Origin of the sequence: Clostridium celatum DSM 1785, assembly GCF_000320405.1 — a bacterium.
Classification (GTDB): Bacteria; Bacillota; Clostridia; order Clostridiales; family Clostridiaceae; genus Clostridium; species Clostridium celatum.
The window spans coordinates 24,944-42,745 of the sequence record NZ_KB291616.1; the positions used below are offsets into that span (position 1 = coordinate 24,944).

The 17,802-nt window shown below is 29.2% G+C and carries 10 protein-coding genes, 1 pseudogene and 1 riboswitch; of the genes and pseudogenes, 10 read left to right on the plus strand and 1 reads right to left on the minus strand.

What is annotated here, in order from left to right:
* The first annotated feature begins 33 nt into the window (after window positions 1-33).
* From gltB to HMPREF0216_RS03530, 5 genes and pseudogenes are all read left to right on the plus strand, one after another.
* Window positions 34-4,602, plus strand: a pseudogene (gltB, locus tag HMPREF0216_RS03510) (glutamate synthase large subunit).
* A 12-nt stretch (window positions 4,603-4,614) separates the two neighbouring features.
* Window positions 4,615-6,084 (plus strand): glutamate synthase subunit beta, encoded by a 1,470-nt coding sequence (locus HMPREF0216_RS03515; protein ID WP_005211218.1) that lies wholly within the window; start codon window positions 4,615-4,617, stop codon window positions 6,082-6,084.
* 237 nt (window positions 6,085-6,321) lie between these two features.
* Entirely contained in the window at window positions 6,322-6,705 is a 384-nt protein-coding gene (locus tag HMPREF0216_RS03520) for a MerR family transcriptional regulator (protein WP_005211219.1), read from the plus strand.
* 66 nt (window positions 6,706-6,771) lie between these two features.
* The gene (locus HMPREF0216_RS03525) at window positions 6,772-7,629 is read left to right on the plus strand and encodes a peptidoglycan recognition protein family protein (RefSeq protein WP_005211221.1); all 858 of its coding nucleotides are present in this window, start codon (window positions 6,772-6,774) and stop codon (window positions 7,627-7,629) included.
* 495 nt (window positions 7,630-8,124) lie between these two features.
* Window positions 8,125-12,045, plus strand: a complete 3,921-nt coding sequence (locus HMPREF0216_RS03530) for a beta-N-acetylglucosaminidase domain-containing protein (protein ID WP_005211224.1) — start codon at window positions 8,125-8,127, stop codon at window positions 12,043-12,045.
* A 158-nt stretch (window positions 12,046-12,203) separates the two neighbouring features.
* On the opposite strand, the gene HMPREF0216_RS03535 is transcribed toward HMPREF0216_RS03530, so the two are convergent.
* On the minus strand, window positions 12,204-12,782 hold the full coding sequence (locus HMPREF0216_RS03535; protein ID WP_005211226.1) for a hypothetical protein: 579 nt from the start codon (window positions 12,780-12,782) through the stop codon (window positions 12,204-12,206).
* A gap of 170 nt (window positions 12,783-12,952) precedes the next feature.
* Window positions 12,953-13,069: riboswitch (FMN riboswitch) on the plus strand.
* 305 nt (window positions 13,070-13,374) lie between these two features.
* Between HMPREF0216_RS03535 and ribD the strand changes: the two genes are divergently transcribed.
* The 5 genes from ribD (at window position 13,375) to HMPREF0216_RS03560 (ending at window position 17,741) form a co-directional block, all read left to right on the plus strand.
* On the plus strand, window positions 13,375-14,499 hold the full coding sequence (gene ribD / locus HMPREF0216_RS03540; protein ID WP_040418751.1) for a bifunctional diaminohydroxyphosphoribosylaminopyrimidine deaminase/5-amino-6-(5-phosphoribosylamino)uracil reductase RibD: 1,125 nt from the start codon (window positions 13,375-13,377) through the stop codon (window positions 14,497-14,499).
* Window positions 14,500-15,153 carry a riboflavin synthase gene (locus tag HMPREF0216_RS03545; protein WP_005211230.1) on the plus strand — a complete coding sequence of 218 codons (654 nt, stop codon included), beginning with the start codon at window positions 14,500-14,502 and terminating at the stop codon, window positions 15,151-15,153.
* Between the two features lie 82 nt (window positions 15,154-15,235).
* Window positions 15,236-16,432: a bifunctional 3,4-dihydroxy-2-butanone-4-phosphate synthase/GTP cyclohydrolase II gene (locus HMPREF0216_RS03550; RefSeq protein WP_005211237.1), complete on the plus strand. Its 1,197-nt coding sequence runs from the start codon at window positions 15,236-15,238 to the stop codon at window positions 16,430-16,432.
* A gap of 140 nt (window positions 16,433-16,572) precedes the next feature.
* On the plus strand, window positions 16,573-17,034 hold the full coding sequence (ribH, locus tag HMPREF0216_RS03555) for a 6,7-dimethyl-8-ribityllumazine synthase (RefSeq protein WP_005211239.1): 462 nt from the start codon (window positions 16,573-16,575) through the stop codon (window positions 17,032-17,034).
* A 23-nt stretch (window positions 17,035-17,057) separates the two neighbouring features.
* The gene (locus HMPREF0216_RS03560; RefSeq protein ID WP_005211241.1) at window positions 17,058-17,741 is read left to right on the plus strand and encodes an HAD family hydrolase; all 684 of its coding nucleotides are present in this window, start codon (window positions 17,058-17,060) and stop codon (window positions 17,739-17,741) included.
* Window positions 17,742-17,802 lie beyond the last annotated feature (61 nt).

Sequence of the window (17,802 nt, forward strand, 5' to 3'; positions counted from 1 at the left end):
ATATTAGACTAATTAAATAAAGGAGCGTTATAAATGAAAGAAAATTTGGGGTTATATCATAGTAGTTTTGAACATGACGCATGTGGAATAGGAGCAGTAGTAAGTATAAAGGGGGAAAAATCTAATAAAGTTATAAATGATGCTTTAGATATTTTAGAAAATTTAAAGCATAGAGGAGGAACAGGAGCTGATGAAAATACTGGTGACGGTGCTGGTATATTAATGCAAATACCTCATAGCTTTTTTAAGAAGGTATGTAAAAAAGAAAATATTGTTTTACCTGAAAGTGGACAATACGCAGTTGGGGTATTATTCCTTCCAATAGAAGAAGATAAAAGAAAATTAGCACTAGATATAATAAATAAAGTTTTAATTTATAAGGGCTATAAAACTTTATTATTAAGAGATGTACCTGTAGATTATAGTAATTTAGGAAAGGCTGCATTAGGGTCTATGCCTAAAATTATTCAAATTATATTAAATAAACCAGAAGATATAAAAGAAAATAAGGAATTTGAAAGAGATTTATATATATTAAGAAGAAATATTGAAAAAGCTTTTAATGATGAAGAAAAGTTAAATAATTGTACTACTTATATAGCTTCACTTTCTTCTAAAACAATAGTTTATAAGGGAATGCTATTATCTACACAAGTAAGAACTTTCTACAATGATTTATTGGATAAGGATTTTAAATCAGCTATAGCTTTAGTGCACTCAAGATATTCAACAAATACTTTTCCAAGTTGGGAAAGAGCACATCCAAATAGATTAATGGTTCATAATGGAGAAATAAATACTTTAAGAGGTAATGTTAATAAGATTTACTCAAGAGAAGGTTCTATTAAATCAGAAGTCTTTAAAGATAGGTTACAAGAAGTATTACCTATAATAAACAAGGAAGGTTCAGATTCGGCAACCTTTGATAATGTATTAGAATTTTTATATATGGGTGGAAGAGATATAGCAAGATCAATATTAATGTTAATTCCAGAACCATGGGAAAAGTCTAAAAATATAGATGAAGATAAAAAAGCATTTTACAAATATAATTCAACAATAATGGAACCATGGGATGGACCAGCATCTATAGTATTTACTGATGGGGATAAAGTAGGTGCAGTTTTAGATAGAAATGGTTTAAGACCTTCTAGATACTATGTAACAGATGATGGATATCTATATCTTTCATCAGAAACTGGCGCAGTATACATAGATGAAGAAAGAGTCGTAAGAAAAGAAAGATTAGAGCCAGGAAAGATTTTATTAGTAGATACTGTTAAAGGAGAATTAATTGAAGACTCTGAGCTTAAAAAGCAATATAGCTTAGAGCATCCATATAAATAGTGGCTAGATGAAAGATTAACAACACTTAAAAGTATAAATATAGATAATTATCAGCAGAAATTTATGGATAAGGATGAAAGAACAACTTATCAAAAGGCTTTTGGGTATGGATATGAAGATTTAAAGACTAATATATATGAAATGGCTCAAAATATGCACGAACCAATGGCAGCCATGGGAATTGATACACCACTTGCAGTATTATCTTTAAAAGATCAACCACTATTTAATTATTTTAAACAGTTATTTGCTCAAGTAACTAATCCTCCAATAGATGCAATAAGAGAAGAAATCGTAACATCTACTAATGTTTATTTAGGTTCTAAAGGAAATATGTTAGATGATTGTCCTGAAAGTTGTAGACAAATAGAAATAGTAAATCCAATTATTAATAATAAAGATTTAGTTAAAATAAAATCATTAGATGGACAAGGCTATAAAATAAAGACATTAGATATTACTTTTGATAGAACTAAAAAAAATAGTTTAGAAATATCACTAAAATATTTATGTAGAGAAGCACTTCAACTTATTAATGAAGGAGCAAATGTATTAGTATTATCAGATAGATTTGTTGATGAAGCTAATGTTCCAATACCATCATTATTAGCTGTTGCAGCAGTAAATAATTATTTAATAAAAAAAGGTGTTAGAAGCTTAGCAGACATTATTATAGAAACTGGAGAACCAAGAGAAGTTCATCACTTTGCAACACTTTTAGGTTATGGTGCTACAGCTGTTAATCCATATTTAGCCTATGAATGTATTCATGAAATGGTTGAAGACGGAATTATAACAATTCCATATGAAGAAGCAACAAATAATTATGATAAAGCTATTGTTAAAGGTATAACTAAGATTCTTTCTAAAATGGGTATTTCAACTATTAGATCATACCAAGGAGCTCAAATATTTGAAGCTTTAGGTATAGATAAGAGTTTAATAGATAAATATTTTACAAATACAATTAGTAGAATTGGCGGATTAAACTTACAGGATATAGAAAAAGAAGCATTATCTAAGCATGATAAGGCTTATAATAAGAGATATAAACAACTAAACTTCCAATTAGATAATTTCGGTAGAGATAAATTAAGAAGTGCAGGTGAAAAACATCTTTACAATCCTGTAACTATTTATATGTTACAACAAGCAACAAGAACAGGTGACTATAAAAAGTTTAAGGAATATACTTCATTGATAAATAAAGAAGAGGAAGGCTTAACTTTAAGAGGATTACTTGATTTTGAATTTACGGAAAATCCTATTCCATTAGAAGAAGTAGAACCAGTATCTTCAATTGTAAAAAGATTTAAGACAGGTGCAATGTCTTATGGTTCAATTTCAAAGGAAGCTCATGAAACTCTTGCTATAGCAATGAATAGATTAGGTGGTAAATCTAATACAGGAGAAGGTGGAGAAGATAGAGAAAGATGGATTCCACTTGAAAATGGAGATTCTAAGAGATCTAAAATAAAGCAAATAGCATCAGGTAGATTTGGTGTTACTTCAGAGTATCTAGTTAATGCAGATGAATTACAAATAAAAATGGCTCAAGGGGCAAAACCAGGAGAAGGTGGACAACTTCCAGCAAATAAGGTATATCCATGGATTGCAAAAACAAGGCATTCAACAACTGCTGTTGGTCTTATTTCTCCACCACCTCATCATGATATTTACTCAATAGAGGACTTAGCTCAGCTTATATATGATTTAAAAAATTCTAATATATATGCAGATGTTTCTGTAAAGCTAGCTTCAGAGGCAGGAGTTGGAACTGTTGCAGCTGGTGTTGCTAAGGCTGGTGCTGATGTAATTTTAGTAGCTGGTTATGATGGTGGTACTGGAGCATCTCCTAAAACTTCTATTCAACATGCAGGATTACCATGGGAATTAGGTCTTGCAGAAACTCATCAGACTCTTGTTATGAATAACTTAAGAGATAGAGTTAGAGTTGAAACTGATGGTAAGCTTATGACAGGTAGAGATGTTGCAATAGCAGCATTACTTGGAGCAGAAGAGTTTGGATTTGCAACTGCCCCACTTGTAACGTTAGGTTGTGTAATGATGAGAGTGTGTAATTTGGATACATGTCCAGTTGGTATTGCAACTCAAAATGAAGAACTTAGAAAGAGATTTACAGGAAAACCAGAGTATGTAGTAAACTTTATGGAGTTTATTGCTAGAGAATTAAGAGAGTATATGGCTAAGCTTGGATTTAGAAGTTTAGATGAAATGGTTGGTAGAGTAGATAAATTAAAGAAGAAAGAAACGCTTAATAATTGGAAGGCTGAAAGAATCGATTTATCATTAGTATTAGATAAAACTCAAGTTAATTCAGAAAATGGAGTTAAATTTAATACTAATAATAAGTATAATCATAAGCTTAATGAAGTTAAAGATTCAATAATGCTTTTAGATCTGGCAAAACCAGCCTTAGATAATAAGGAAAAAGTAAAAATAGAGCTTGAAATCCATAATACAGATAGAACTTTTGGAACCATCTTAGGTTCTGAAATTACTAGAAGATATAAAGAAGAAGGATTAGAAGAAGATACTATTTGGATTAAAGGCATAGGAGCTGCAGGACAAAGTTTTGGAGCATTTATACCTAGTGGTTTAACTTTAGAAGTTGAAGGTGATGGTAATGATTACGTTGGTAAAGGATTATCAGGTGGTAAGATAGTTGTATATCCGCCTAAAAATAGTAAAATAATTGCATCAGAAAATATAATTGTTGGTAATGTTGCATTATATGGAGCTACATCAGGTAAAGCATTCTTTAATGGCATTGTAGGAGAAAGATTCTGTGTAAGAAATTCAGGAGCAATTGCTGTAAATGAAGGATGTGGAGCTCATGGTTGTGAATATATGACAGGGGGAAAAGCTGTTATATTAGGAGAAACAGGAGTAAATTTTGCCGCAGGTATGAGTGGTGGAATTGCTTATGTATTAGATGAAAATGAGAAGTTCAATTCTAGAGTAAACAAAGAAATGGTGATTATAGAAAAGCCAAATAATGAAGATATTGAGTTTTTAAAAGATATAATTACAGAACATTATACTCTTACAAATTCATTAAAAGCTAAAACTATTTTAGATGATTTTGATTTATATATAACTAAATTTAAGAAGGTAATACCTAAAGACTATAAGGAAGTTTTAGAACTTGTTAAAATAAATGAAGAAAAAGGTTTTACTAGAGATGAAGCTTTAGTTAATGCCTTTTATGAAAAGACAAGAAAGGTAATGTAAGGAGGTATTATCATGGGAAAAGCAACAGGTTTTATGGAATTTAGTAGAAAAAATTGTAGTAGAGAGGATGCACTAAATAGAATAAATCATTGGAATGAATTTGATACACCTCTTAGCGAAGAAGAAAGAAGAAATCAAGGGGCAAGATGTATGGACTGTGGAGTCCCATTTTGCCAATCTGGAATTATGTTAAATGGAATGGCAACAGGTTGTCCACTTCACAACCTTATTCCAGAATGGAACAATTTTATATACTTAGGAAAATGGGAACTTGGATTGGAAAGACTTTTAAAAACTAGTAACTTCCCAGAATTTACTTCAAGAGTATGTCCGGCATTATGTGAAAATGCTTGCACCTGTGGACTGCATGGACAATCAGTTACTGTGAAAGCTAATGAAAAATATTTAATAGAAAAAGGATTTAGTGAAGGTCTAATTAAAGCAAATCCACCTGAAGTAAGAACAGGAAAAAAAGTTGCAATAATTGGATCAGGCCCTTCAGGACTTGCAGCTGCTGACTTTTTAAATAAATTAGGTCATAGTGTTACTGTATATGAAAGAGAAGACCATGTGGGTGGACTAATGATGTATGGTATACCAAATATGAAGCTTGAAAAGAGTGTTATAGAAAGAAGAGTTAATATACTTAAAGAGGAAGGAATAACATTTAAAACTTGTGTTAATGTTGGTATTGATGTTACTTTTAATGAACTAGACATAGAGTATGATGCAATTGTAGTTACTATAGGTGCATCTAAACCTAGAGATCTAAAGGTGCCAGGTAGAGAATTAAATGGTATTCATTTTGCAGTAAAATATCTAACTAACAATACAAAGAGAGTTATTGGTTCAAATTTTAATAAAGGTGAAGATATTTTAGCAACTAATAAAGATGTAATAGTAATTGGTGGTGGAGATACAGGAACTGATTGTGTTGGTACAGCTCTTAGACAAGGATGTAAGTCTGTAAATCAATTTGAAATAATGGGAGAACCTTCAAAAAAAAGAAGTGAAAATAACCCTTGGCCAGAATATGCAAAGATATTAAAGGTTGATTATGGTCAAGAAGAATATATTGCAAAATTTGGCCATGATCCAAGAAGATATTTAACAAGTGTTAAAGAATTTTTTGGTGATGAACATGGAAATATTAAATCTCTTAAAACTGTTGATGTACAATGGGTTAAAGATGAAAATGGAAGAATGAATCTTAAGGAAATTGAAGGTTCAGAAAAAGTTTGGAATGCAGATTTAGTCTTAATAGCTATGGGGTTTACTGGAGTTGAAGATTATATAGCTAAAGATTTAGGAGTTGAGTTAACTGCTAGGGGAAGTATTAATGCAAATGATATAGATTATAAAACATCTAAATCTAAGGTATTTACTGCAGGAGATGCAAGAAGAGGTCCTTCGCTAGTTGTTTGGGGAATTACTGAGGGAAGAAATGTTGCATTAGCTGTTGATAAGTATTTAATGGGTTAAAATATATTTTAGTATAAATATAAGCATTAAATTTATTTTTTAGTAAAATAAGCATAATACAGATAATAACGAAGTTATTCCTAATAAATTAAGTGATAACTTCGTTATTTTTTATCCTAATAAAAATTTTAAATAAACAAAAGAAATTCTTGAATTGGAGTTAACTCTAAGTGTTATTGTATATGTAAGGAAATATATAATAAAATTAAAGTTAAAGAATATTAAGGAGTGTTGTAAATGACAATAACAGAAGTAAGTAAAAAGTATGAATTATCTACAGATACATTACGTTATTATGAAAGAATTGGATTAATTCCACCAGTTAATCGTAATAAAAGTGGAAATAGAGATTATACAGAAACTGATTGTAAATGGGTAAATTTTATAAAATGCATGAGAAACGCAGGACTTTCTATTGAAATTCTTATTGAATATGTAACTTTGTTCCAACAAGGAAATGATACTATAGCTTCAAGAAAGCAATTATTATTTGAACAAAGAAAACAAATTGTTGAAAAATTTGAAGAATTACAGAGTACGCTTAATTATTTAGATAAAAAGATAGATAGATATGATGAACTTATGCTAAAGTGTGAGGACGAATTAAAAAATAATAAATAACTATGCTTTTTATTAGTAACAACATATTATAGCTTTTCATAATATAAATCAAAGGAGATGAATATTATGTTATCTATACAAAAGAAGATTAGCTCTTATAACTTTTCAAGTAGAAATAGTAATAGCATTAAATATATAGTTCTTCATTATACTGCCAATAAAGGAGATACAGCTAAAAATAATGTTGACTATTTCTATAATGGAGATAGACAAGCTAGTGCACATTATTTTGTAGATGATACGTCTATATGGCAATCAGTAGAAGATTCAAATGCTGCATGGTCTGTTGGTGATGGTAATGAAGTATATGGGATCACTAATCAAAACTCAATTTCTATTGAAATGTGTTGTAATTTAAGTGGTATAGTTTCAAGTACAACAGAAAGTAATGCCATTGAATTAGTTAAATATTTACAAGGTAAATATAATATTTCTAATAGTAATGTAGTAAGACATTACGATGCAAGTAGAAAAATATGTCCAAATTGGTCAGAGAATAATTGGAGTAGATGGATAAACTTTAAAAATAAATTAACAATTACAGAAAATGTAGAAAAGGAGCTGAACTATAGTATGTATATTTTCTCTGCAAATTGGTATTTGAAAAAATACTCTGATGTAGCTAATAGTGCTACCTATAAGAGTAATCCATATAAACACTATGTAGACTATGGTAAGAAAGAAGGCAGAAAACCACTTCCACCTATTCCAGTAGAATATAATGAGGGAGCTTATCTTGAACTAAATAAAGATGTAGCAAAAGCAGTAGAAAAGGGGAGCTTTGTATCAGGAATAGATCATTATATGCAATATGGTTTTTGTGAAAATAGGAAAGTGTGCAATGAAGATAGTTATGAATCAATAAAAAAAAGAGTAGAGGAGCTTAAATTAAAATTAGAAGAAATAAAAAAAATAGTCGAATAAGTTATAGTGAATTTTATCTAAATCTATATTTGTAAAAATATGATGGATATTTTATAAAAATAAATTATATAAGTTAATATAATAAAAGTTCATGGCAAGAGTATTTAGTCTTACTATGGGCTTCTTATTTTATAATCTATACTATGAAAAAAGTTTAAAAAGAAAGTAACTTGTATAAAACTAATATTATATTAAAAAATAAAAAGTATAATAACACTTTATTAAAAAATATAATGTAGAAATGATAAAATTTTCACTAAACTAGAAAAATATATAATGAATTTATAAAAATTGGAGAAATTGTTTACAAAGCAACGTTTACATAGTAGAATGATTTTGTAATATTTGAAAAGGCATGTAACCAAAGAAAATTTTGGGCATTAGCCATAACAAAATTATGCGTAATAGCATATTTTTGTTATGGCTTTTTTTATACAAAAAGCCGGATTAAGTATTAAAATCATAAAAGCTAATTATTAGAAAGAGGGATAAGAAATGAAAAGAACAAAATTAAATTCTATTTTAGCCAAAGTAGTTACAACATCATTCATATTTACTATTTTACCAACTAATGCATTTGCAGATGTTGTTAATACTGAAAAAGAGATAGTAAAGCTACAAGTATCTATGCCAACTATAAGTCCTACACCTCATAATGTTGAAGCTTCAGGAGAAGGATTTGTTATTACAGAAAAGGTAAATATAATTGGACAAGATCAAGCTGATGAAGATGCTATAAGAGAATTAGTTCAAGCATTGAAAGAGTTAGGTATAGAAATTAATAATGATTTCGATGAAAATTCAGCTACAATAATAATTGGAGAAGATGATGATAATATTGAGGAAATGGATACTTTCCTTACAAGTATTGGCAAGGAAGGTGCAGAATCAATAGATGTTAATGAAGGTTATGTACTTGCATCTAAACAAGATGAAGATGGAAAAATAACAATTGCTATAGAAGGAACAGATGAAGTTGGTACTTACTATGGAGTAAAAACTTTAAAACAATTATTAATAGAAGAAAATGATAAAAATGTTGTGCCAGAGGTTTATGTAAATGATTATCCAAGTCAACATATTAGAGCTATAGTTGAAGGATTCTACGGAAATCCATGGACTCATGAAGATAGATTAGATCAATTTAAATTTTATGGTGAAAATAAATTAAACATGTATATATATGCTCCAAAAGATGATCCATATCACAGAGATCAATGGAGAGAACCATATCCAGCAGAAGAAATGGAGAGAATGCAAGAGCTTATAAATACAGCAGCTGAAAATAAAGTTGATTTTGTATTTGCAATTTCACCAGGTAAGGACATAGATATAAATTCAGAAGAAGATTATCAAGCACTTGTAAATAAATGTGAATCACTATATGACATGGGTGTTAGAAGCTTTGCTATTCTTTGGGATGATATATTCACAGATGATGGAGAAGGACAAGCTGCTATAATGAATAGATTTAATGCAGAATTTGTTAAAACTAAAGAAGGGGTTAAGCCACTAATAACAGTTCCAACTCAATATTGGGGAGCATCAATGTATAATGATGGTGAGGTTAAACCATATACTAAGGGATTTGCTGAAAACTTAGATAAAGATATCGAAGTTATGTGGACTGGTGAATGGGTTATGTCAGAATCAGTAACAGCAGAGGAAGCACAAAAGGTAAATAATCTTTACGGAAGAGATATGCTTTTATGGTGGAACTATCCGGTAAATGACTATAATGTTAATAAGTTAGCTTTAGGACCAATATATAATTTAGGAAATGATTTAGCTGATTATATGGGTGGAGTTGTAATGAACCCAATGGAATTTGCTGAAGCATCAAAAATAACACTTCATACAGGTGCAGATTATTCTTGGAATACAGAAGCATATGACTATAATAAAGCATGGGATAATGCAATTGCTGATATAGTTGGAGAAGAATTAAAAGAAAGCTTTAAAGTATTTGCTGATCATACTACAAGACTTGATACAGGTAGAGCAGATGCACCAGAAATGAGAGCTACAATGGATTCATTCTGGCAAAAGGTTGATAATAAACAAATTCCAGCAGAAGAATTAGAAATTTTAAAAGGTAACTTTGAAACAATAAAATCAGCTGTAGCAGATACACAATCAAAGTTACATCAAGCAATGTTAGATGAAGTTGCACCACAACTACAAAAGCTTACTGATTATGCAGAAGCAGCAACTACTGCAGCTGATATGGTTATAGCAATGTTAAATGGTGATAGTAAATTATGGTGGGATTTAAAAACAGAACTTTCAGGACAAATAGATGTTTTAAATGCATCAAAGGCAGTTATTTCAGATACTGTATTAGATGATTTTGTTAAGCAAGCAAATTCAAAAACAGACGTTATGTACTTTGAAGGTGTATTAAAAGATGAGGTTAAAACTTATACGTATTCAGGAACTGTATCTGATAATATTTCACCATTAAAGTATGAAGAATGGTATAATGGAAAATCTCCATATGAAGTTGCTAATATGTTTGATGGTGATTTAACTACAGCATATAGATCTGCTGCAAATGTTACAGCTGGAGATGAAATAGTTGTAGACTTAGGACAAGTTGAAAACTTGAATAATATTTATATGTTAATGGGAAGAACATCTCATGATACTGAAATTATGAATGGAAATATTCAAATTTCAGTAGATGGAGTTCAATGGAAAACAGTATTAGAAAATAATTCATTTAGAGAAGTATTTATTGGAGATTTAAATGAAAGTGTTAGATATATTAAGTATGTAGCAACAGAAGATCAAGAAAATAGAGTATATGTTAGAGAGTTTATGGTAAATAAAAATACTATAAGTGGAATTAGAACTAACGTAGAAGGTAACTTTGAATATAATAAAATCTTAGATGAAAGAAATGAAGTTAATTCAGTAGTTAATACAGAAAAAGTAGCTTTAAAAGTGGGAGATACTATAGGATTAGAACTTCCAGAATATAAATATATAACTGAAGTAAATATTAACAGTGCTGTTACAGGAAAAGTTGAATATACAATCAACGGAATGGATTGGTTTGTATTAGGAGAAGTAGCTGGAGAAACTACTTTATCTTTAGAAAAACCACAAGTTGTTAAGCAAGTAAGATTTGTTTCTACTGAAGAAAAATCTACTAAAAACTTTGCAATAGATGTAGTGATAGAAGGAAGAGCAGAACAATCAGTTACAACAAATAGAAATGGTAGTGGAAATTACAAGGATTTAAATGCAATTGTTGATGGAGATCTTGACTCAAGCTTTATTTCAGCAAGTGCTTTAAAGGCGGGAGATTATTTTACATTAGATCTTGGAGAAATAACTAATGTAAGAAATATTCAATTCATTGGAGATAGAAGCTACGGTGCAGATAGAATAAGAGAAGGTAAGCTTGAATACTCTTTAGATGGTGAAAACTGGACAGAACTTTATAATGGAAAAGTATCTGAAGAGTTTAGAATGTTTGATTTAGATTTTAATGCAAAATATATAAGAATGACTGCAACTGCAGGAACTGATGCATGGCTTAGAGTATCTGATTTCTCAGTAAACTCTCCAGAAGCTGAAGTTGTATTTGAATCAACTGTTAAACCAGTAGATGATAATCATAGATTAAACAATTTAATGGATGAAAATATTCAAACTTCATATATTCCAAGTACTGAAGTTAATAGTGGGGATAAGGTAGTTTACAATATATTTGATGGAGCATTAGTTAATAAAGTTGAAATATTCCAAAATGAAAGTACAATTTCTAATGCAAAAGTTATTGCAAGAACTTCTGATGATAGAAGAATCGAGCTTGGTATTTTAGATAAAGGTTACAATATGTTTGCTATGGAAAAGCCAGAAGATATTATTTCTATAACTTTAGAATTCCAAGATGGTTCTGGTACACCAGAAATATATGAAATAGTAACTGAAAACTTTACATTAGAAGCTATTAGAGAAATTGCAAAAAATACTTTAGAAGAAGCAAAAGAGTTATTAGCAAATACTGAAGGTAAATCAGAAGAAGTTATAAATGTATTAAAATCAGCTACTACTGAGGTTGAAAATGCTTTAATAGATGGTGCTTCTAGAGAAGAACTATTTAAGCTAAATAAACAATTAGAAAATGCTATTAAGGTATATGTAGATTATACTGAAGGGGAAAACCCTGAAGAAACTCCAGGAGAGAATCCAGATGTTAAACCAGAAGAAAAACCTGAAGTGAAGCCAGAAGAAAAACCTGAAGCAAAACCTGAAGTTAAACCAGAGGTTAAGCCAGAAGCAAAACCAGAAAATAAACCAGGAAAGCTTCCTCAAACAGGAAATCCAGCAGGCGTTGTAGGATTACTTGTAGGTATGACATCTTTAATTGGTGGAGCATTCTCATTAAAGAAGAAGAGAAAATAATAAATAGATACTTATAGTATAAATATAATTTAGTATATAAGAAAAGTGGATTTTATTAGAATCCACTTTTTTTATAATCTCAAATTATTAATTTAGAGATTATTTTAAGAAATTATTTTAGAGACTATTATAGAGATGGTTTTATTTTTAATAAAATATTATTGACAAATTCCACCTTTAAGAGCATTTAATGCATCTTCAATTGGATCTGCTTGGAAATATAACCCGCATGTCCTAGCTGGATAAGAAGCATTTACATGTGATTTACGTTGTAATGCACAATAAAGTTTTGCTAATTCTAATGATGATCTATCTCTTGAAGTTACTTTTATAATTGCATCTTCTAAATATTGGATAGAAAGGTCACATAGTATAGATCTTGCAAGTTGAATATCAGTAATTGATTGACAATCAGAGTCACCTACAACAAATCTAAAAACTGAGCATCCATCACATATTGATTGTATTGAATAACCGTCAATTCTAACTTCTTGACCACATAATTCTTGTAAAACATTGCATATTGTTTGAGGACTTGCCTTTATAATAAATTCTGTTCTTATAGTAGTTCTAAAATTTGAACGATTACAGTTATCGTGGTTAGGGCAATCATCATCCATATCAGAATGTCTACAGCACATGTCATCCATTGTATCATCGAAGTTGCAGCACATATCCTCTATTCTATCATCGAAATTGCAGCACATATTGTTCATCATATTATCAAAATTTGTCATATTAAATTTCCTCCTAAGTTTAATTATATAGATTACTAAATAGTCTATATTACTTTATAATTCATAATATGAAGAAATAGAAAAAAAGTTTAATGTAAAATATATAAAAGTTTTTAGTAAACTATAGACAAAACTTGTTAAAAAATGTATTATATAAAATATAAAATTTAATAAATCTTCAGGGCAGGGTGAAATTCCCTACCGGCGGTAAAGCCCGCGAGCTAATTTAAGCACGATTCGGTGAAATTCCGAGGCCGACAGTAAAGTCTGGATGAAAGAAGATAAATAAAAAGTATAGTAATCTTATTTAGCTATATTATCTTAGTGTTATTCATGCTCTGAAATATTATATATTTCAGAGCATTTTTATTTTTAAGTTAGCTTACTTTACAAGTTACATATATTTATTAATAAGCTTATTATTATAACTTTTTTAAACATAGTATTTAAGAGTTATTTTTTTAGAAACTTATAGTAAATATGTGTATAATATGTATATAATGCCCTGAGTGTTTTCTCAGGGCTTATTTTTTTACTTAAAGATTTATTTAAATTTTAAATTATAAATAATTGTTAAATGGAGGTGAAAAAATTGGATAAGTTTTATATGAATATTGCTTTACAGTTAGCTAAAAAAGGAAAGGGGAAGGTAAATCCTAATCCATTAGTTGGAGCTATTATTGTAAGGGATGGTGTGATACTTGGACGAGGGTATCATAAGGAATATGGGAAAGCTCATGCAGAAGTAAATGCTTTTTTAGATGCTAAAGAAGATATAACAGGGGCAACTATGTATGTAATTTTAGAACCCTGTTCTCATTATGGAAAGACCCCCCCTTGTGTAGAAAGAATAATAGAAAATAAAATTTCTAGAGTTGTTATTGGAATGATTGATCCTAATCCATTAGTAGCAGGAAAAGGAATAGAAAAGCTAAAAAAATCAGGAATTACAGTTACTGTTGGAGTTTTAGAAGAAGAATGTAGAAAATTAAATGAGGTTTTTATTAAGTACATTACTAAGAATGAACCTTTTGTAGTACTAAAAACAGCAATGTCACTAGATGGTAAAATAGCAACGTCAAGAGGTGAATCAAAATGGATTACAGGAGAAAAAGCTAGAAATGAGGTTCATAACTTAAGAAATGAATTAGAGGCTATTATGGTTGGAGTAGATACTGTAATAATTGATAATCCAGAGTTAACTTGCAGATTAGAAAATGGTAGAAATCCAATAAGAATAATAGTAGATAGTACTCTTAAAATACCATTAAATTCAAAGGTATTAAAAAATCAAGATGAAGCAAAGACCATTGTGGCTACTAAAAAAGAAGCTATTGAAGAAAAAGTGAAAAAATTAGAAGCCTTAGGTGTAACTGTTTTAAAGATTAGTGATGATAAAGAGTATGAAAATAATAACATTAGAAATAAAAAAGTGAACTTAAACAATCTCATGAAGGAATTAGGAAAGTTAAATATTGATGGTGTACTTTTAGAAGGAGGAGCAACTTTAAATTATTCAGCTTTACAAGAAGGTATAGTTGATAAAATACAAGTTTATATAGCACCTAAAATAATTGGAGGTTTAAATTCTAAAGGGCCTGTTGGAGGTACTGGAATAGACTTCTTGAAAGATGCCTTTAAAATAAATGATTTAACCTCAAAGTTTATTGGTGAAGATATATTGATTGAGGGATATATAGAAAGAGAGGAATCTTAGATGTTTACTGGTATAGTTGAAGAAATTGGGGTAATTGATGGAATTAAAAGGGGAGAAAAATCTTCAAAGCTATTAATTAGAGGTAGTAAGGTTTTAGATAAAACTAAACTAGGTGACAGTATTGCAACTAATGGAGTATGTCTTACGGTAACAAGTATAAGTGGAAATATTTTTGAAGTTGATGTTATGGCAGAAACTTTAAGGAAGAGTAATCTTGGTAAGCTCAATATAGGTAGTAAAGTAAATTTAGAAAGAGCTTTAAATCTTGAAACTAGGCTAGGTGGTCATATTGTTAGTGGGCATATAGATGGAATTGGAATTATTACATCATTTATACAAGAAGATAATGCAGTTTGGATTACAGTTAAAGCATCTTTAGATATTTTAAAATATGTAGTTTATAAAGGTTCAATAACTATAGATGGAGTAAGCTTAACTATAGCCTATATAGATGATAATTGTTTTAAAGTTTCAATAATCCCACATACAGCAAAAGAAACAACATTGCTAAATAAAAAAGTTGGAGATAGTGTAAATCTTGAATGTGATTTAATAGGTAAATATGTGGAGAAGCTTTTAGGTTTTGATATTAAAAAAAATAACGAAAATAAAAGTTCAATTACTGAAGAATTTCTAAAAAACAATGGATTTTAGTAAAGAAAATAATTTAGAGTAGGTTTAAATTAAAGTTAAGAGTTATATGTAATATTTTATTAAAAAATAAGGAGTGATTTTTATGTATAAGTTTAATAGCATTGAAGAAGCAATAGAAGATATTAAAAAAGGAAAATTAGTTGTAGTAATAGATGATGAAGATAGGGAAAATGAAGGCGATTTATTAATGGCTGCTGAAATGGTTACTGCAGAAAGTATTAATTTTATGGCCACTTTTGGAAGAGGGCTTATTTGTATGCCTATTGAAGAAAATAGAGCAAGAGCTTTAAATTTACATCCAATGGTAGAGCATAACACAGATAATCATGAAACTGCATTTACAGTATCTATTGATCATATTAACACTACTACAGGTATTTCAACTTTTGAAAGAGCATTAACTATTAAAAGTGTATTAGAAAGTAATGATGAATTAGAATTTAGAAGACCAGGACATATTTTCCCATTAATAGCTAAAGAAGGCGGAGTTTTAAAAAGAGTTGGACATACAGAAGCTGCTGTAGATTTAGCAAGACTTGCAGGCTTTGAGCCAGCAGGTGTTATATGTGAAATTATGAGTAAAGATGGAACTATGGCAAGAACACCTGAACTTATGGATTTTGCAAAGAAACATAATTTAAAAATAATTACTATAGCAGATTTAGTATCATATAGAAGAAGTAATGAAAAGCTAATAGAAAGAGTTGTAGAGATAAAAATGCCTACTAAATATGGTGATTTTAAAATGTATGGTTTTGTAAATAAGTTAAATGGAGAACATCATGTAGCATTAGTAAAAGGTGAGATAAGTGAAGATGAACCAGTATTAACGCGAGTTCATTCAGAATGTTTAACTGGAGATGCCTTAGGTTCAAAAAGATGTGATTGTGGTGAGCAATATGATGCTGCCATGAGAAGAATTGCAGAGGAAGGAAAAGGAATTCTTTTATATATGAGACAGGAAGGAAGAGGTATAGGTCTTATTAATAAGTTAAAGGCTTATGCACTTCAAGATAAGGGATATGATACTGTAGAAGCTAATATTAAGTTAGGTTTCCCAGCAGATATGAGAGATTATGGTATAGGTGCACAAATTCTTAAAGACTTAGGTGTAAGAAAATTAAAATTAATGACTAATAATCCAAGAAAGATTACAGGTTTAAGTAGTTATGATATTGAAATAGTTGAAAGAATAGCAATTCAAATGAATCATAATGAAAATAATGAGTTTTATTTAAAAACTAAGCAACAAAAACTAGATCATATGCTTAAGTTTTAATAACTTTTATAAATATAAAGCAAAATTTAACGTTAAATAAAGCATTGTAATAAAAGTTTAAAGATTTACTTTAATGTTAATATAAAAGTTCAATTAAATATATTAAAAATAAATAATCATAATAAGTGGAGGAATGAAAGATGAAATTTATAGAAGGAAATTTAGTAGCACAAGGAATTAAAGTTGGAATAGTAGTAGGTAGATTTAATGAATTCATAGTTTCAAAATTATTAGGTGGAGCTTTAGATGGGTTAAAAAGACATGGGGTAGAAGAAGATAATATAGAAGTGGCTTGGGTACCAGGTGCTTTTGAAATTCCATTAGTAGCTAAAAAGATGGCAAAGAGTGAAAAGTATGATGCAGTAATATGTTTAGGAGCAGTTATAAAAGGTTCAACACCTCATTTTGATTATGTTTGTGCAGAAGCTTCAAAGGGAATTGCTTCAGTTTCATTAGCTACTGAAAAGCCAGTTATTTTTGGAGTTTTAACTACAGACACAATTGAACAAGCTATAGAAAGAGCTGGTACTAAGGCAGGTAATAAAGGTTATGATGCTGCAGTAACTGCTATTGAAATGGCGAACTTATTAAAGCAATTTTAGAGATAAAAAGAATTTTTAATATTATGGATAAAGTTAAAAATACTAATTCAAAAGAATTTAAAAATATAAAAAATATAGTCTTTGATTATGATGGAACTCTTCATAATAGTATAAAAATATATGCACCTGCTTTTAGAGAAGCTTATAATTATCTTATAGAATCAGGACAAGCTCCAGCTAAAGAGTTTACTGATAAAGAAATTAGTAAATGGCTAGGATTTAGTAGCATTGATATGTGGAATTCTTTTATGCCTAATTTAAAAGAAGATGAAAAACTTAAATGTAGCAATATTATCGGTTCGAATATGATTAAGCATATTAATGAAAATGAGGCTGAATTATATGAAGGTACAGTAGATGTTCTTAATTATTTAAAGAATAAAGGATATAATTTAATATTTCTAAGTAATTGTAAATTAGAATACATGAATAGACATAAGGAAATATTTAGTTTAGATAAGTATTTTACAGAATTTTATTGTACAGAAGAGTTTGATTTTATTCCTAAATATGAGATATTTAAAATTATAAAAGAGAAATATAATGGGGATTTTTTAATAATTGGAGATAGGTTTGTAGATATAGAAATTTCAATTATTCATAATGAATTGTCTATAGGATGTAATTATGGATTTGGAGAAACTAATGAACTTAAAAATGCAAATTTAATTATTAATTATATAAGCGAATTAACGACATTATTATAATTATAATATGAAAATTTAAACAATAAAAATGATGATATAAATAGAAAAGTGTAATACCTTC